This is a genomic window from Shewanella sp. (genome assembly GCF_047975355.1).
GTDB lineage: Bacteria > Pseudomonadota > Gammaproteobacteria > Enterobacterales > Shewanellaceae > Shewanella.
Genome location: NZ_JBKEDJ010000001.1, coordinates 46,422 through 64,286 on the forward strand (window position 1 = coordinate 46,422; position 17,865 = coordinate 64,286).

The following is a 17,865-nucleotide window of genomic DNA, read 5'->3' on the forward strand; positions in this document are numbered from 1 at the left end:
GGTCAGTTTTTAGTTGTTATTTGTCATTAAGGCGACATTTGAACAAGAAAAGCCCGATGATTCAATAAAAAACCATCTTTCACCTAAGACTTGTCTCACAGAGCTTATAAGCCCTTGTGCAGATCATGCCGCCTATCCGTTAATTCAAAATGAACTAATAAAGAAATACTTCATAAAAAACAGGCAAGTATGGCCTCATTATTCAGATTATTTTTCAATCGCTCGATTTTTGCGCCAAAATCAGCGCATTTCGCGGCGTCACGCTGGTTGCACAAAATTCCCTCAGGGTTACCCGATAGCCACTTTCCTGCAAAAAACAGCAGCGATCGAGAATTAACCATAGCTCCAGCGCACGGCGGAATAAATGCGCGGCCAAATCGATGCGCCGAGTTAACCTTTGTCGCTGTTTGCCTATCTCAAGCCAAGCGTCAAAATCACAATCTGCGGCTAAGTTAACCGCCTTTTGCGCCGCTGCCCAGTGGCAAAAATCGGCAAATGAGCCACTCAGTTGGCTTTGTTTTATCGCTGGTAAGGGTAAATAAGCATCTATGCCACGGCTATGACGCTGCAGCGCATCAAAACCGAGCCGCCAAGCGATTTCTTGATGACGTAGCGCCTGCTGCTTGGTATTAGCAATCACGCTCTGCTGTAAGGGCAATTGCAAGTCATGGCGACTTAAGCGTAAGGCACTGTGTTTGGCGAGAGTAGATAGGCCTTGATATTGATTAGCTTGAATTAAATGGTAACAACAGGGTGAGATTGCCAGCGCCTGCGTGCCCGCAGCTACGGCCAATTGCAGTAAACGCACATGCAAATCGCCACAGGCATGCAACGCTACCGCCTGTTGCTGGGCGCAAAATGGATTTGCCTGATGAGCGGTATTGTCGCTAGCCTTATCGGCGATAGCGAAGGCATCGGCGCAGATAAATCGCTGTGATAAATGCCATTTATCGGCAAAGGCTTGGCCTTCTTCACAGAGCATCGCCTGCCACTCGAGGCTTAACACATCCACCCCACGCGCTTTGGCAATCAAACGGCCCAAGTGCCCTTTGCCCGCACACCACTCGAGCACGGGTAATCCCGCATCTGGCAAATGCTGCACAAAGGCGGTAATTTGCTCCCATTTACGGCCTTTAATATGGGCGCTAAAGTGAGCCAATTCTGCAAGTTCAATAATAGGTGAAGTAGCTGTTTCAATATCGTCAGAGCCAATATTAGAGTCAATCTCTGAGCCCTGCGAAAGTTCGGCAAAGGACGATATAAGTAAAGACAGATCCCACTCGAGTCCTAACGCGGCAAGATCCTGCTTGAGTGCGGGCGATAAGGCATCGACTAACGCCGATTCCTCGGCATCCAAAGTATCGAGCACGGCATCATCAAGCGCCCAAAGAATGTTTGCTAGCGTTGGGAATTGCGCCTCCCAAGGCAATGCTTTTGCCTCAAAGGCGCGCACTTGCCACAGGGCGCGGCTCTGCTCGAGTAGCTTATCCAATTGGATAAAGTGCGCCCTAAGTGGCTCCTGACTCTCGAGCATATGACTGCCAAACTTATGATTATTGTGCTTAATTGCCATGCTTAACTTGATTCACTCTGACGTTTCCACTTGCCTTATCTTATGGGCCCTAACCGCCAAGTATTCATTACAGCGCTGTTGTGAAAGGTGCTGTCGTCATTAAGACTTTACGAATATCAAGGCGCATTTCACCGTATTATCGCTGCCCAAATGGCGCCTAAAGCTGCTACTATCGCCGCTGTTTACTCTGCTTGCTATACCTGCTGGCAATCCATAAGTGTTTATACGCTAAAAACGCCATTTAAAGAGAAGAGTTGTAGAGGAAAAGTATGCTCTCCCCCTGTGTTGCCCGCTGCGGCTTAAATGATGAAGATTATTGCATGGGCTGTTTTCGCCATATCGATGAGATAGTCACTTGGCGCGACGCCAGCGATACTGAACACGCCGCGATTATTGCGCAACTCCCCGCCCGCAAAGCCCATTTCGAAGGCGACGAAAATCAACAGGTGCTAAGCCGCGCCAAATGGCTTGAAGCCGAGGCACGTCTTGCAAAAAAAGCCTGACATTTCAGGCTCTTTACTTTTACCACTACTTTTTCATCATCGCCTTTAAATCGGCAAAGGGATTATAGGTCGCCGCCGCTTGCTTGGTTTCGGTGGTGCTACCGTAACGGATCAGTTCTTCGAAGCGTGAATGCTCATTATCGTGGCAATACAGGCACAATAATTCCCAATTCGAGCCGTCGGATGGGTTGTTATCGTGGTTGTGATCTCTGTGGTGAACCGTCAACTCGCTTAAATTTTTTGAGGTAAATTCGCGGGTACAGCGGCCGCAGATCCAAGGATACAATTTGAGCGCCTGCTCGCGGTAACCGCCCTCACGCTTTGCACGGTATTCCCGCTCTTGGGCTAAGACTTGATCTAACTTACTCTGTCCTGGATTTGCTGACATGCTCACACCTAACTGATGACCCCTAAAAAAGTGCCCCAAGGATAATCCGAGTTATTCCTTGGGGCAATATTTCTGACACGCAAAGCGTTTAGGTTACATGCCCTTGATCGGCATTGGACAAGTGCAAATAGTGCAGATATTTCTCGTATTGGGTAACCACATCCGCCAAGAGCTGCTCTTCGGTATAGCCCATCACATCATAGTGTTGGCCGCCCTGCTCTAAGTACACCTCTGCGCGATAGTACCAGTTGTTGCCCTGCTCTAACTCTTCACCGACGGGATTGACAATTTCAAAACAGCGCATTCGCACACCGTATACGAAGGGTTGATAGGACTCGTTACTGATCACCAGTCGCACTTTGCCGTCGAGATACTCTAAATCCGCGGTCAGGCCTTTGGTCATAAATTGCTGACACACCTTAGATAACGCTGGCGTCGCGACATTATTGAGGAAAACCCGCGCCTCATCTTCAGTAGGATGGGACACTAACACCTCAATGCGTTCCTCCCAACTGATATTGGTCTTAGCGTATTGCACACTGGTGGTATGCATCTGCACACTGTTGATCTTAAGCCAATCGTCTTTCAGAGCCTTATACAAACCCAAACACATCAGCAGCATCACGCATAAAAATGGCATAGCACTGGCAATGGCAGCCGTTTGCAATGCCTGTAAGCCGCCTGCAAGCAGCAGCACCGAGGCCACCACTCCCTGCAACAGAGCCCAAAATACCCGTTGCCAGACAGGCGCATTGTTATCGCCCCCCGATGTCAGGTTATCGATCACGAGCGAGCCTGAGTCCGATGAAGTCACAAAAAAGGTGACCACTAAACAAATCCCAATCCCCGACAGGAGATGCGGGAACGGCATATGTTCAAAAAACACAAACAAGGCCACAGGTACATTGGTATTGACCGCATCACTCAGGTATGTCGCCCCTTGATTCATGATGGCGTCGATGGCCGAGTTACCAAATACCGTCATCCACAGGAAGGTCAGCGCCGAAGGCACAAATAAAATCCCGACTAAAAACTCACGTATGGTACGGCCGCGGCTCACCCGCGCAATAAAGGTGCCGACAAAAGGAGACCAAGAGATCCACCAGCCCCAGTAGAGCAGCGTCCAACCGCCAAGCCAGTCTTCTTTATGTTGATAGGCGTACAAATTAAAGGTTTTATTAACGATATCACTAAGATAGCTACCAGTATTTTGCACAAAGGCTTGCAGCAACATCACTGTTGGGCCAAGGATTAACACAATCAGCAGCAGAATAAGAGCTAACCCCAAGTTAAGCTCACTTAAGCGCTTCACCCCTTTATCGAGCCCCGAAAATACCGACAGGGTTGCGAGTAAGGTAATGCCAATAATCAGCGATACTTGCACCGTGGTGTTATTAGGCAGTTGCTCGAATAAATAGCTTAGCCCCGAGTTAACCTGTAACACCCCAAACCCTAGGGAAGTCGCCACCCCGAACATAGTCCCCAATACCGCAAAGGTATCGACGCAATGGCCAATCGGGCCGTGGATGCGCTCACCGATTAAAGGATAGAGTGCGCTGCGGGGCAAGAGTGGCAACTTATGGCGATAGGCAAAATAGGCCAGACTCAGTGCGACAACCCCGTAAATCGCCCAAGCATGAATGCCCCAGTGGAAGAAGGTAATCTTCATGGCCTCTTTGGCGGCAGCCAAAGTCTCTGGCGTCGCATCGGGCGGCGCCAAGTAATGCATAACGGGTTCTGCGACGCCAAAGAACATCAACCCAATTCCCATCCCCGCCGAAAACAGCATGGCAATCCAGCTCTTATAGCTATAATCAGGCACGGCATGGTCGGGGCCGAGCTTAATGTCGCCAAAGCGACTGACCATGACAAAGATGATAAAAATCAGAAAAATCGCCACACCAAGGATATATAACCAGCCCGCCTTCACTTCTAACCAAGACTGCATGGATTTAAAAAAGTGATTGGCCTCGGTGGGCCAAATGGCGCAGATCATCACCATTAATGTGATAAAAAAGACCGACGAATAAAAAACCGGTGGATTTATACTCGACTTGATAGACATAAAACTCCCTTGTATTAGGCAATTCCTATTGAAATCCCTTCAATTTTGAAGAGATAGCTCAATAATAGATAACTCTTGCCTCAGCAGTATGTGACCAGGATGAAATATGCACAAATAATCCATGACAAGGGCTCGCAGTCGGCAATTCCTTGTGATGTCATACTCGTGTTGATAGCACTTCCTCACTTTATCCCCGTTTGCTCAACAGTAAAATCGGTAAACAAGTAACTCAATAAACAGCTAACCCGCTGTTGTGCAATGCCATTTAGGAATCCGTCGTCATCTCGAAGACGGCGAGCATCGACACCATGGCGACGGAGCCGTGGTTCAACCTAAATGGCACATAATGCATGTAAACGGTTCGATATCGCGTGATATCGAGTGTGAGGAATGCAAGGCCTATTGATTAGTAACAGAAGCTCGTTAGTAGCTGATAACGACTCGTAACTAAAAGATAGCGACTATTCATAGCAATATTAGCTATGTATCGAAACAGCCTTGCTTAAGCCCAACTGAGACGCCTTCGAACAGAGACCACATGCTGTCGAAATAACGCTCAATAGAGGCATGGATAATGCTAAATTGCTTGAGCGAAATCAGCATAAAAAAATGGCGACTTATTAAATCGCCATCGGATTGTATCACAAAAATGATTTTATTTGATTCAAAAAACCAAAATAGGCTTATTCGACTTTGGTTTTTACCGTTGCCGCGCTCGGCGTTTGGGAAATCCCCGCCGTTAAATTAAAGCGCATCGCCTCTTCAAAGGACCAATCGACGAGGATCAGATCTTCGCGTTTAACCAAGCTAGTCACCCCCGCCATTTGGTAACTGAGTTGGAATAACACAGGCACCCAATCCCCTTCGGGTAAGGAATCGAGTAAGGGTTGAGGTGGTGTATCCGTCATAATAAAGCCCACCACAAACCCGCCATTGGCTTGCTTAACCAACACGGTTTGTTGAGTATTAGGTTTACCCTCACGGTTCATTAAGGAAGCGATATCACGAATACTGCCATAGACAGATTTAAACAGCGGAAAACGCATCAGCTGACGTTCAATCCAACCATAGAGCCACACTATCGGGCTCACCGAAAACAACAAACCCACCGCAAACACTATGGCCACGACTAAGATAAAGCCCGCGCCGACAAAATGTTGGTTAATCCCTACCAACTCTAAAATAAAAATCCCTAAACCATCTAACGATACAAACAATGACCAAAACAACCACAGGCTTAAAGCCATGGGCAGCAGGTTCATTAAGCCACGGGCTAAGGTTTTCTTCATTACAATCTCATCAAATCCAATGGGATAAAAAAAGGCATAAATTATTTACGCTAAAAAGCGCGTTAAATGCTACCACAGAGTCACTTTTGCACCAGCACTTGATGTAAGGTAAGGCGCAGAGAAAACCAATAACAAACCGCTACGGCATCGAGGGAAAGAATATGCGCGTGACCCGCCTAGACCATTTAGTGTTAACCGTGAAAGATATCGAGGCCAGCGTCGACTTTTATCAACGCGTGTTAGGGATGAAAAAGTCCGTATTTGGTCAGGGCCGTATCGCATTGAGTTTTGGCGATCAAAAAATCAATCTTCACCAAGCAGGCGCCGAATTTGAGCCTAAAGCAAACCTTGCCACACCCGGCAGTGCCGATCTCTGTTTTGTGGTCAGCCACAATATCGAAGAAGTGATTAACCACTTAAACAGCCTTGAAGTTGCGATTATTGAAGGCCCAGTACTGCGCACCGGCGCGACAGGCCGCATCAACTCCGTCTATATCCGCGATCCCGATTTGAATCTATTGGAATTATCCGAATATTTGCCCGCCTGCGCGCTGTGATTGCTTACACAAACCTTGCTTAATCTCAGCGAAATAGGCTCTTAAAGCAGCTGACAGGATTAATCGAGGGCAAACGGAATTTGCTCCAAAGAGAGTGATTGGCAGCTGTGTCGTGTTCGTAAGGTGTTTAATCATTGACCAAATTTTAGTAATGATACAAAGTGAATGCGGTATTGGTGGCGATTCACAATGTAGTCTTCGGACACGATAGCGGCGAGTTGAAAGAAGAAAGGCTTCACTACATTGGTGAATGTATCTTGCTATTCTTGAACGGCAACCCGTCTCACTAGTTTCAGATCGAACTTGATTTGGAGATTGATCAAGAGGTAGAAGGAAAGGGAGAGGCTGACTCAAGAAGCAATTCATAAAAACGTTTTGTAGCGGGCCCCGTTTTTACTCCTTTAGGTAAAGTCAGATGTAATGGAACATGATAGCCACTGCCATTTTTCACATTCAGCACAGTCAGTTTCTCGCTGCCTCGACTATCTATAATATGCTTAGGTAGCCTGCAATAACCCACCCCCTGCACTACCGCACCAAAGGCATGGTCGAAATTATCAACCGTAATGCGCTGACTCGACTTCAACCAGCCCACGTCTTTTTTTTCGCCCAGCTTTTCAACCGAGCCTAAATCTCTCACCACAATTTGTGGTAGCGACGAGAGCTGATTGAGCGATATAGACGTCGCCCTAGCTAGCGGATGCGAACTCGCCACAACAGGCTCCATCTTAGTAAAACCAAAGGCTTCCGCAGGGTAATTGGTGATGGGGAGATTAATGATGGCAACATCGGCTAATTCTTGAGTGACCATTTCAGTGGTCTTCGATAGTGATGTTTCTACCACTTGTATAGATGTACTGTTGTTCTCTGCCAGAAAATTAGCCATCGGCTTATAAAGGCGCTCAAGACAGCACAAATGATCAACTGCGACCACTATTTCAGACTCAACCCCCTTTGCTAACTGCTCACTGAACAGCTCAAGTTCTCGCGCTTGTTCCAGCATGCTGCTAGCCCTGCGCAATAACGCTTTACCGTCTTCAGATAACACCGCTCTGCGACCTTCAATCTGAACCAGCGAAACGCCCAGTTGATCTTCCAGTTTTCTCAACGCATAGAGCAGCGTGGTATGGCTCTTATTCAGTTGCAATGCTGCAGCCTGGATACTTCCTGCACGATCTATCTCATGGAGTGTTTGCCATTGGTCAAGGGTGGTTTTTAATCTCATCGGTCTAAAATCCTGACATTTAATGGCAAAATTATGAACTTTTCTGTCTGTTTTTTAAAGGTAATATATATCTAAACAGGCAATCAAGCCTCCTATGTTTTGCGATATGACCATCAGTCTCAGTGCAATACCAAGTAACTGTTTGGAGAAATAATCATGAAATTATTACAAGTCGATTTTGATTTTAACGGCCCATTTGGCGAAGATATGTCGAACGCACTCATTGACCTAGCAAAGTCTATCAACAATGAACCGGGTATGATCTGGAAAATCTGGACAGAAAACCAAGCCGAAAAACTGGCTGGTGGCGTCTACCTTTTTGAAGACCAACGCAGTGCAGAGACTTACCTGGCAATGCATAGCGCACGCTTAAAAGAGATGGGCGTGAATGAAGTTCGCGGCTTAATTTTTGACGTGAACCAGCCATTAACAACCATTAATAAAGGCCCAATCAACGACTAGTTAATAATAGTCATAGGATGTCTACTGAACGAGGTCCACTCCAGTCGTTGAACAACCTAGTTTTACGCATATTGAAAATACGCTTAGCCATGAGTGTGGTTATGGACAAATCACTAAACAATCGTGGACGACCTTTCTTACCTTGCTCTGCTTTAGTTTGCCAACTGGCGATGGCTTCTTCATCAATCCAAAAGGTAAGTAGACCTCGGTAAATTAAGGCTTGGTGTAGTGATCCAGTTCGTCGTTTTATAGCGAGATTTAGGCACAGTGGCTTGGTTGGTCTGTAAATGATGCAGATCTGATCATAGGCTTCGAAAAAAGTCATGTTATGTCTAGTAATGAACAATAATAAGAAACTGGAACATAAAGGACGAAACCCTTCCATTAAGAGAAAAGGAAAAAAGCTATGGTGAAATTACCAAGTAAGTTAAAAATCTGTGTTCTCTCAATCTCTCTTGCCATCGGGGGGAATGCATCAGCGCAAATTAATTCAAGTCAAGACTTGCTGTTATCAACGCCAGGTTCACCCGAGGTCATTCAGAAGGGCCAGCGTGCTGACGGCTACAGCTTAGCTGTTATGGCGTATTACTGGGGCTACCCACTTGTGAGAATGGAGCGCGTGGTGCGCGAATATATCAATGTGCCATCGCCAAAGCCTGCGACGAGTTACCGTGCACCGCTCGGGCAAATTGGCTGGGCCACAGAGCTCGCTTCGCCCGACGCCAAAGATATGCCGGCAGCCAACAACGACACTTACTATATGAGTGCGGTGCTCAATCTCACCGAACCCTATGTTTTAACCGTACCGGACACAAATGACCGCTATTACGTGATCAATGTGTTCAATATGTGGCAAGAGCTGGAGCACTACGTGGGCCGCCGTGTGACGGGCACTAAGGCTGGGAAGTACGTGCTAGTGCCACCTGGTTGGAAGGGAGAACTACCAAAAGATGCCAAACGTCTAGATGTCAGCACCAGTAAAGTCTGGCTGTGGGGACGGTTGCGGGTCAAACAAGGTGAAGACACAGCACCGCTATTTGCGCTTCAGAAAAAGTTCACTGTTGCGCCACTCAGCGGTAAGGCAGGAGCCACTTTGCCGCCGCTACCTAAATCAGCAAACGACGAGTTCGCTTTTTTCTATGATCTAGCAGCAGTGCTCAAAGCCAACCCCGTTAAGCCTGCCGACAAGGCCTTGTTTGCTCAGTTTACGCGCATCGGCTTGACTGAAAATGGCTTCGACCCCAGCAAGTTGAGTGCTGAGACCCGCAAGGGCATGGCAGAGGGGCTGGCTGACGGTCCAGCCGCTGCGATCTCATCACTTGAAGGCCCATCATCATCCATACGAAACGGTTGGACTTGGGTTACTGATTTGGATAACTTCGGCTTCAATTACCCCATGCGTGCCTTGGTTTCAGGGCCATATCTGGGTGGACAGGGGCAGCGCGAAGCCATGTATCCGATCCGCTATACGGACAGTAAGGGTGAGACACTCAGTGGCGCGAACCAGTATGTGATCAAGATGGATTCTCCGCCACCGGTGGGAGCGTTCTGGTCACTGACCCTGTACAACGCGGACGATAAGATGTTAGTGGCCAATGAGATAGGGCGTTACAAGGTTGGTCCCGATACACCAGGACTTAGAACTGCCCCGGACGGTTCGATCACCATACCTATCTCGCACCAAAAACCGACGGGCGAGAACGCGGCAAATTAGCTACCAGCACCAGCTGGTGATTTCTTGCTGGAGTACCGACTGTATCAACCTTCGGACGAGGTCCTCTCAGGCAAGTGGGCGATGCCGCAAGTGAATAAGACCAATTAACAGTAAAACAGATTAGCGCGGCGGTCGGGCTTTGGTCCGGTCGCTGCCGCTAATGCACTGCCACTGTAGCCGGTGGTGATTCCAAGTTTGTGGGGGATTAACATTTAAGGTTAATCCATAGAAATTTTAAACCGAAACTTCTGAGTTAGAGCTAGGAATCAAGTTCATTATGTCCCAAAACGTGCTGTTTATTTCTTTAAAATTTACAGGCTACGGCGATGCTAAAAAGGTGAGCCATGGTGATTAGCGAGACGACCGTCCGCCCCGTGGCCGCATTTTGGCATCCATGCCATCGCGGCATTCGTGAGTCCATTCACATCAAACCGGGCGGCCCTCCATCCATGGATGGACTTGAACAACATCCTTGTTTAAAGGCCAGTTTGCCATCCATGGCTCTCGTTCATAAGCTTAGAAACCCTAGGTTTCTATTCACCGTGTCGTTAAGCAAATACCATGGCTCGCCCATCGTCAAAACGAACAAACTTGCCAACCTACTTATCGTCTATTCAAGGCCATCCCCATTTAACCCCCTCAAACAAAAACGCTCTGCGGTTAGGCAGAGCGTTTGTGGATAAAGCCGTGTGATAAAAGGCGTTTAGTCCTTCATATCCTTTTCCATATCTTCGTAGGAAGTATGGCGAACGTCTTTACCTTTCACGTAGTAAATAATGTATTCGCAGATATTTTTACAACGATCGCCGACACGCTCAACCGCACGGGCTGCCCAGAGTACGTCTAATACATCGGGGATTGAGCGTGGATCTTCCATCATGTAGGTCATTAATTGACGGATAATGCCTTCGTATTCACGGTCGAGCTTGGCATCTTCTTTATGAAGCTCCAGCGCCGAATCGGCATCCATACGGGCTAAGGCATCGAGCGTTGCGTGCAACATACGAATCGCATGGCGGCCCATATTTTCAATGCTGACTAATAACGGCTGCTGATTATTCAAACGCTTATCTAATGCGGCCTTGGCGATACGCACACAGGCATCACCGATACGCTCTAGATCGGCAATCGATTTTGAAATCGCGATGATCAGACGTAAGTCGCTCGCTGCCGGTTGGCGTTTGGCGATAATGCGGGTGCATTCTTCGTCAATCGAGACTTCCATGCCATTCACTTTGTGATCGCCGGTGATCACCTTTTGCGCTAATTCGGCATCTAAGGTGCTTAAGGCGTCGATGGCTTGCTCTAACTGACGCTCAACCAAGCCACCCATGGCGAGTACACGGTTACGGATATCATCTAACTCGGCGTTAAATTGCCCAGAGATATGTTTGTTTAAATTCATATTTTCCATTTGGCCAACCTTTTACTCAACTGTATCAACGCCTAGATGGAGTGTGCAATGCTTAACTCAGTTCTAGGCGGTGACTTATTTCGTTAATCGCTTATCACTCACGTCACCACTGCCAAAGGCAAGGTGATTAACCGTAACGGCCGGTAATATAATCTTCGGTTTTACGTTTTTTCGGTGTGGTGAAAATGGTGTTGGTATCGGCGTATTCCACCAATTCGCCCATATACATAAAGGCCGTTTGATCCGATACCCGCGCCGCCTGTTGCATGTTGTGGGTAACGATAACCACTGTGTACTTAGTCTTAAGCTCAGTGATCAGCTCTTCGATGGTTAAGGTTGAAATCGGGTCGAGGGCCGAAGTGGGTTCGTCGAGCAGTAACACTTCTGGCTCAATAGCAATCGCACGGGCAATTACCAGACGTTGCTGCTGACCACCGGATAAGCCAAAGGCGTTATCGTGCAGACGGTCTTTCACTTCATCCCAAATAGCCGCGCCGCGTAGCGAACGCTCGGCCGCTTCGTCGAGTTCACGGCGGTTGTTAATGCCCTGCAGGCGCAGACCATAAACCACGTTTTCGTAAATTGATTTAGGGAATGGGTTAGGACGCTGGAACACCATACCTACGTTGCGGCGCAGTGCGGCAACGTCGATTTTTTTGTCATAAATATTTTGACCGTGCAGCAAAATCTCGCCGTCGATATGGCAGTTGTCAACCAGATCGTTCATGCGGTTAATGCAGCGTAATAAGGTGGATTTACCACAACCGCTGGGGCCGATAAACGCCGTAACTTGTTTCTTTGGGATCTTCATCGACACATTAAACAGCGCTTGCTTGTCGCCATAGCGCAGGTCTAAGTTGCGGATCTCCAGTGCGGTATCGTTCTGGCTCAAGTTTGCTAAGTCAAAGTTGTTGGTTTTCATGGCTGTCGAATCTATAGAAATCATATTCAGTCCTAATACTTTCAGGATAATCGCTGATTAATGCTCAAGCGAACGATATTTTTCACGTAAGTGGTTACGCACACTAATCGCGGTTAAGTTCAGTGCCACAATCACTGTTACCAGCAAGAAGGAGGTGGCGTATACCAGAGGACGTGCCGCTTCAACGTTAGGACTCTGGAAGCCCACATCATAAATATGGAACCCTAAGTGCATGAATTTGCGTTCTAAATGCACGAACGGGAAGTTTAAGTCCAGAGGCAATGTCGGCGCTAATTTCACCACACCCACCAGCATTAACGGTGCCACCTCACCCGCAGCGCGGGCCACGGCTAAAATCAGGCCCGTCATAATGGCTGGGCTTGCCATAGGGATCACAATCCGCCACAGGGTTTCGGCCTTAGTCGCACCCAGTGCCAAACTGCCTTGACGCACCGCGCTGGGAATACGGCTTAAGCCTTCTTCGGTCGATACAATCACCACCGGCAGGGTCAGAATCGCTAATGTTAGCGCCGACCAAATCACCCCTGGAGAACCAAAGGTGGGTGACGGTAAGGCTTCTGCGTAAAACAGTTGGTCAATCGAGCCGCCCATCATGTATACGAAGAACCCGAGACCAAACACCCCGTACACAATCGATGGCACACCCGCTAAATTGATTACCGCGATGCGGATCATCTTAGTGATTGGGCCTTTTTTGGCATATTCATGTAGGTAAATCGCGGCAATCACCCCGAATGGCGTCACGATAATCGCCATCAACAGCACCATAAACACAGTACCGAAAATCGCGGGGAACACGCCGCCCTCTGTGTTGGCTTCGCGTGGGTCATCCATTAGGAAACGACCAACCCCAGTAAACCAATGACCTATTTTACCGATAACCCCTAAGTGATTCACATAGGTTACGTCCAGCACAGAATCAAGCTTAAGTTCTACCTCAACGCCGCGCATATCTCGCACTATGACAGAGTCACGGGCCGCTTCATCACGCAGGGCAAACAGCTCTTTTTCAAGCACTTTATAGTCTTGTTCGAGCGCCAGTTTCGCCGCGGCTAACTCCTGCTTACGACTATCGGTCAGTTCACCATCTAACTCGTAACGACGCTCTTTTAAACGCAGTTTTTCAATCTTGTAGTTAATCGCGCCAATATCTTGTTTTTGCAGCGATAAGGCTTTGTCAGACAAAGCAACGGCACGGTCGATATGCTCCATCAAGGAGGATTCAAGCGCATCGTTTTTAAGATCTAAGCGTTTACCGTTTTCAATCACGGCCACAGGGTAGCCATAAAAGTTACCGTTTTTGGCTCGCTCGAGCATTGCCACATCGGCAGGCTTGCTACGGCTGATAATGTCGGTCGCTAAAATCCAACGGAAATCTAAGCCCACAAACTCACGGTTACCGGTTTTCACTAAGTAACGCGTTACAAACTCACCGGGTGGCTGTTTAAACACATGGCCTGCGGCGGTTAAGCGTTCGGTCGGCACTTCTTCCCTATCGTAGATCTCACCAATTAAAGTTGAACGAGCGCCAGTGTTATCTTCGAGTTCCCATTGATAAATCGTTGCAGGCCAAAAGTAGCTTAATCCGCGCCATGCAATTAGCAGTAACAGGCCTAATACTGCAATCAAACTGATGCTCACCGCGCCACCTGTCATCCAAATCCATGGCGAGCCTGATTTTACCCACTTACCCATTGCACAAACCTCTCAAGGTCATTGGCGAAATAGTATTTAGTATCATTATCTTATCTCCATTACAGCGAGCTATAGCGGTCACGCAGGCGCTGTCTTACCACTTCGGCAATAGTGTTAAAGAAGAAGGTAAATACGAACAGAACGAAGGCCGCGAGGAACAGCACACGGTAGTGCGAGCTGCCAATAGCCGACTCAGGCATTTCCACCGCGATGTTTGCCGCCAGCGTACGCATACCTTCAAAAACGCTCCATTCCATGATGGCGGTGTTACCCGTTGCCATCAGTACGATCATGGTTTCACCCACAGCGCGGCCAAGCCCCATCATCACCGCTGAGAAAATCCCTGGGCTTGCGGTCAACAGCACAACACGAGTCAGGGTTTGCCAAGGCGTTGCGCCCAGCGCCAAACTGCCGTTCGATAAATGGCGTGGCACAGAGAAAATCGCGTCTTCGGCAATCGAGAAAATCGTTGGAATAACCGCAAAGCCCATGGCGATACCCACTACCAGCGCGTTACGTTGGTCGAAGGTGATGCCTAATTCGTTAGTGATAAATTGACGAGTGTTACCATCGAACAGTGCCACTTCGATCATCGGGCTGATGGCAAAGGAGAACCAACCCACAAAGCAGATAACCGGGATCAGCATCAGCTCCTGATAGACTTCAGGCAGACGTTGCTTCCATGTACCGGGTAGCTTGCTCCAAGAATAGGCCGACACCAGAATCGCCGTCGGCAGCAGGATCAGCAGTATTAGGATGCCCGGCAGATGTTCTTCAATCAGCGGTGCTAACCAAAGCCCCGCGAGGAAACCTAAGATAACCGTCGGTAAGGCTTCCATAATTTCGATAGTCGGCTTAACAATGCCGCGCACCTTTGGCGACATAAAGTAAGCAGTATAGATGGCGCCCGCAATCGCTAATGGTACGGCAAACAGCATAGCGTAGAACGCCGCCTTCATGGTGCCATAAGCCAGTGGCATTAAGCTGAGTTTGGCTTCAAAGTCATCGCTACCCGAAGTGGATTGCCACACAAACTTAGGCTCAGGGTAACCTTCGTACCACACCTTATTCCACAACGCGCTCCAAGACACTTCTGGGTGCGAGTTTTCCACGTGGAAGATATTCAGTTGCTTGTTCGCTTCAACCACTAGGCCGTTAGAACGGGGGCTAAAGCCCATCACACCTGGGTTTTTAAGGTCAAACTTTTCATCAAACAGTTCGCGCTCACTGGTGGTATACAGGAGTGATAACTCACCCTCTGGGCTCACCACGGCAAAGCTTTTACGGTAGAACTCAGAGGCAATCGAGGCCACTGGCGCTAAGTCGGTAAACTCACGGATCTCTTTGTATAAACGGCCTTTTGGACCATTCACTTGGAAGTACTGGGTTACCACACCCGTGTCGTAGCTCACCAGAATCGAGCTGGCACCAGCGAGTAAGGCAATGTTGTTAACCTTAGACTTTTCCTTTTCCGCATCAATTACCTGCATTAAATCCAGGCTCTCAATATCACGGATATTGTAGATAAACACCTTGTTGCCCATTTGCAACATCAATTGGCGTTGGTCTGGCGTCATCAATTGGTGCGCGACTTTTTTAGGTGCATCGGGCAGCAGCGCACTTGTGGTCGTCCATTCCACCTCTTCGGTCATCATGTTTTCTTGACCTTCGAGACGGCTTAAACGCCAAGCGCCATTGTCATCTTGGTAGGCGAAGCTTATTTTATCGTTGCTGTAACTAAAGGCTAAATGATGGATAGCGCTGCCCGACTCATCGATAGTGATCGGCGCTTCACCCGCGCTGTAACGCAGTTTTGGGGTAATGAGGCGCTTGTTGTTAGGGTAACTTAAGCCAAACTCAATCCCTACGATTAAGGCTTGACCGTTACTTAACCCCAGTGCGAAGCGTTGCTCACTCGGCGCGGCAATCGCGGCGCTGGTTACGTTCACACCCGCAGGTAATGGCTGTATAAAACTGGAGAGTAAGCTGCCATCGGCAACAGTGTAGAAATCCACTTGGCCATCGGCGGCCACGCGATACATAACCTCATTTTGCTCGTCGGCACCGACCATCAGGGTCGTGACTTCAGCATGTTGATAACTCACGCTTTTTACCGGAGTCACATCCGCGCTGTCGAAAATGGGTTTAATCACGTACAGCAAATAGAAGAAGATCAACAATAAGGCGACAAACACCATAGTGCCGCCAATTGTGACCCCAATTTGAGCCGCTTTATCCTTAAATGCCCTGCGACTTGAACTTCCGCCTTTCAGCATACTTTGCGGCGCAGAACCAGGTTGAATGACCTGACTTTCCATTAAGAACCTCTATTATTAAAGCCTGTGAGTTTTTTCGCTAGGAATTGCGAAATGCTATGCTTACACTGTTTGAGCATAAACTGAGCAATAACAACACCCTTCATTCTAAGTGCGTTGAATTATATGACGCAAAGATGACAGTTGTGTTACACCCGATTTTAAAACAGGTGCCTTTTACAAAAAATAGGAGTCAGTCGCCATGCTACGATATTTAATCACGCTTCAAGCACCTGATAGAAAAGGATTAGTCGAACAAATCGCCCACGCCGTGAGTCGCCATGGCGGTAACTGGTTAGACTCAGAGTTGCGCCATATCGACGGGATTTTTGCCGCCATATTGTTACTCGAGGTGCCGTCCCTGAAAATGGACGAGCTGATTGAAGCCTTGGAATGTATCGACGGCCTCACCCTCACCTATTCAAAAACCTCGGTCGCCCTCAAACCCGTTAAGCGGCTCACCTACAGCCTAGTGTCCTACGACAGACCCGGATTAGTGCTGGATATTTCCAATCGCATCACCGCCCTTGGTATCAATATCGAACAGTTTAGCAGCCAGTTTGAGACCGCAGGCCATACGGGTATCGCACTGTTTCGCGCCACCATTGGCTTGGGCCTAACCGATCTCGCCCAAGAGGAACAGTTAGTGCAGTCCCTCTACTCCCTCGGTGATGACTTAGTGCTGGATAAACTCAGCCGTTAATCCTCAACACCTTCAACAAAAACGCCGCGGGCAATCCCAGCGGCGTTTTTTATGGCAAGCTAACTGACTTTCTGGTGCCTAGACTTAATCAAATAGCGCAGCGGCACTTGGGAAATCAACATCCCCAGCAGCATCAAGCCGCACCCAAACAAGGCGCGTAGTCCTAAGCTTTCACCAAGGAACAGAATACCGCCGATGGCGGCAAACACGGTTTCTAAACTCAAAATAATCGCCGCGTGCGCAGGATGAGCATGCTTTTGCGCCAGCACCTGTAAAGTGTAGGCAATACCGACTGAAATTAGCCCCGCGTAGGCCAGTGAGCCCCAAGCAGCAATCACTTTATCGACAGTCGTCACCTCAATGGCCGCCGACACCAGCAGGCTTAATACGCCGCATACCAAAAATTGCATCATGGCGAGTAACACTGGCGAAATCCGCTTGGCAAAATGATCCACCGCCAAAATATGCATCGCCCAAAACAGTGCGCCAATCAATTGCAGCGTATCGCCATAACCGAGGTGAAAGCCGTCTTTAATGCTTAAAAAATACAGCCCCACCAAGGCGATACCACAGCCCACCCAGGTATTGGCGCCAGTAACATGTTTCAGGACTAAGCCCAATATCGGTACTAACACGATATAAAGCCCAGTGATAAAGCCCGCGTTAGCGGCCGTGGTATAAAGCAGTCCCACCTGTTGTAGCGATGCGCCAGCAAATAACAGTCCGCCCACCGCAACACAGCCAATGGCAAAATCTTTGGGCGTACCGAGATGAATTTTACCTTGCCGAGCCAAGTACCACACCAGAGGAACGAGTGACACAGTACCAATTAAGAAACGTAGCCCGTTGAATGCAAAGGGCGATAAATGCTCCATCCCTAAGGTTTGGGCAACAAAGCCAAAGCCCCAAATGGCGGCGGCGAGCAGGAGTAAAAAATTGGCAGGCAAGATACAGTCTCTGTTGTTAAAAAGGATGACAAGATTACCCAGATGCCGGGCTCTTGTCCAAATCTGTTGCGA

Annotated in this window: 16 protein-coding genes and 1 pseudogene; 5 read left to right on the forward strand and 12 right to left on the reverse strand. The window is 48.4% G+C overall.

Features of this window, described 5'->3' with window-relative positions:
- Positions 1 to 214: 214 nt before the first annotated feature.
- Positions 215 to 1,573, reverse strand: a complete 1,359-nt coding sequence (locus ACK5NH_RS00200; RefSeq protein WP_416917292.1) for a methyltransferase — start codon at positions 1,571 to 1,573, stop codon at positions 215 to 217.
- 269 nt (positions 1,574 to 1,842) lie between these two features.
- On the opposite strand from ACK5NH_RS00200, the gene ACK5NH_RS00205 reads away from it, so the two are divergent.
- On the forward strand, positions 1,843 to 2,076 hold the full coding sequence (locus tag ACK5NH_RS00205; protein WP_416917293.1) for a DUF1289 domain-containing protein: 234 nt from the start codon (positions 1,843 to 1,845) through the stop codon (positions 2,074 to 2,076).
- 25 nt (positions 2,077 to 2,101) lie between these two features.
- On the opposite strand, the gene ACK5NH_RS00210 is transcribed toward ACK5NH_RS00205, so the two are convergent.
- The 4 genes from ACK5NH_RS00210 to ACK5NH_RS00225 form a co-directional block, all read right to left on the reverse strand.
- Complete coding sequence (locus ACK5NH_RS00210) at positions 2,102 to 2,464, reverse strand: YajD family HNH nuclease (RefSeq protein WP_011717601.1); 363 nt, start codon at positions 2,462 to 2,464, stop codon at positions 2,102 to 2,104.
- An 88-nt stretch (positions 2,465 to 2,552) separates the two neighbouring features.
- Positions 2,553 to 4,529: a BCCT family transporter gene (locus ACK5NH_RS00215; RefSeq protein WP_416917294.1), complete on the reverse strand. Its 1,977-nt coding sequence runs from the start codon at positions 4,527 to 4,529 to the stop codon at positions 2,553 to 2,555.
- 480 nt (positions 4,530 to 5,009) lie between these two features.
- Positions 5,010 to 5,132 (reverse strand): hypothetical protein, encoded by a 123-nt coding sequence (locus tag ACK5NH_RS00220; protein WP_416917295.1) that lies wholly within the window; start codon positions 5,130 to 5,132, stop codon positions 5,010 to 5,012.
- Between the two features lie 80 nt (positions 5,133 to 5,212).
- Complete coding sequence (locus ACK5NH_RS00225) at positions 5,213 to 5,818, reverse strand: DUF502 domain-containing protein (protein WP_416917296.1); 606 nt, start codon at positions 5,816 to 5,818, stop codon at positions 5,213 to 5,215.
- Positions 5,819 to 5,979: 161 nt separating this feature from the next.
- Between ACK5NH_RS00225 and ACK5NH_RS00230 the strand changes: the two genes are divergently transcribed.
- Positions 5,980 to 6,375, forward strand: coding sequence for a VOC family protein (locus ACK5NH_RS00230; protein WP_088210702.1), 396 nt, complete (start codon positions 5,980 to 5,982; stop codon positions 6,373 to 6,375).
- A 319-nt stretch (positions 6,376 to 6,694) separates the two neighbouring features.
- Here the strand turns inward: ACK5NH_RS00230 and ACK5NH_RS00235 are convergent, their stop codons facing one another.
- Positions 6,695 to 7,600 carry a LysR family transcriptional regulator gene (locus ACK5NH_RS00235; RefSeq protein ID WP_416917297.1) on the reverse strand — a complete coding sequence of 302 codons (906 nt, stop codon included), beginning with the start codon at positions 7,598 to 7,600 and terminating at the stop codon, positions 6,695 to 6,697.
- Between the two features lie 156 nt (positions 7,601 to 7,756).
- Between ACK5NH_RS00235 and ACK5NH_RS00240 the strand changes: the two genes are divergently transcribed.
- Entirely contained in the window at positions 7,757 to 8,062 is a 306-nt protein-coding gene (locus ACK5NH_RS00240) for a monooxygenase (RefSeq protein ID WP_416917298.1), read from the forward strand.
- 67 nt (positions 8,063 to 8,129) lie between these two features.
- Here the strand turns inward: ACK5NH_RS00240 and ACK5NH_RS00245 are convergent.
- Positions 8,130 to 8,328, reverse strand: a pseudogene (locus ACK5NH_RS00245) (transposase); the annotation flags it as partial.
- A 140-nt stretch (positions 8,329 to 8,468) separates the two neighbouring features.
- Here ACK5NH_RS00245 and ACK5NH_RS00250 point away from each other — a divergent pair.
- A complete protein-coding gene (locus ACK5NH_RS00250) occupies positions 8,469 to 9,776 on the forward strand; it encodes a DUF1254 domain-containing protein (RefSeq protein ID WP_416917299.1) in 1,308 nt (435 codons plus the stop codon).
- Positions 9,777 to 10,479: 703 nt separating this feature from the next.
- Here ACK5NH_RS00250 and phoU read toward each other — a convergent pair.
- From phoU to ACK5NH_RS00270, 4 genes are all read right to left on the reverse strand, one after another.
- Complete coding sequence (phoU, locus tag ACK5NH_RS00255; protein ID WP_416917300.1) at positions 10,480 to 11,190, reverse strand: phosphate signaling complex protein PhoU; 711 nt, start codon at positions 11,188 to 11,190, stop codon at positions 10,480 to 10,482.
- A gap of 127 nt (positions 11,191 to 11,317) precedes the next feature.
- A complete protein-coding gene (pstB, locus tag ACK5NH_RS00260) occupies positions 11,318 to 12,136 on the reverse strand; it encodes a phosphate ABC transporter ATP-binding protein PstB (RefSeq protein ID WP_011623310.1) in 819 nt (272 codons plus the stop codon).
- 33 nt (positions 12,137 to 12,169) lie between these two features.
- Entirely contained in the window at positions 12,170 to 13,828 is a 1,659-nt protein-coding gene (gene pstA / locus ACK5NH_RS00265; protein WP_416917301.1) for a phosphate ABC transporter permease PstA, read from the reverse strand.
- Between the two features lie 59 nt (positions 13,829 to 13,887).
- Positions 13,888 to 16,146, reverse strand: a complete 2,259-nt coding sequence (locus tag ACK5NH_RS00270) for an ABC transporter permease subunit (RefSeq protein ID WP_416917302.1) — start codon at positions 16,144 to 16,146, stop codon at positions 13,888 to 13,890.
- Between the two features lie 199 nt (positions 16,147 to 16,345).
- Here ACK5NH_RS00270 and ACK5NH_RS00275 point away from each other — a divergent pair, with 199 nt between their 5' ends.
- The gene (locus ACK5NH_RS00275; protein ID WP_011623313.1) at positions 16,346 to 16,846 is read left to right on the forward strand and encodes a glycine cleavage system protein R; all 501 of its coding nucleotides are present in this window, start codon (positions 16,346 to 16,348) and stop codon (positions 16,844 to 16,846) included.
- A gap of 59 nt (positions 16,847 to 16,905) precedes the next feature.
- Here ACK5NH_RS00275 and ACK5NH_RS00280 read toward each other — a convergent pair whose 3' ends face one another.
- Entirely contained in the window at positions 16,906 to 17,793 is an 888-nt protein-coding gene (locus ACK5NH_RS00280; protein ID WP_416917303.1) for a DMT family transporter, read from the reverse strand.
- Between the last annotated feature and the right edge of the window lie 72 nt (positions 17,794 to 17,865).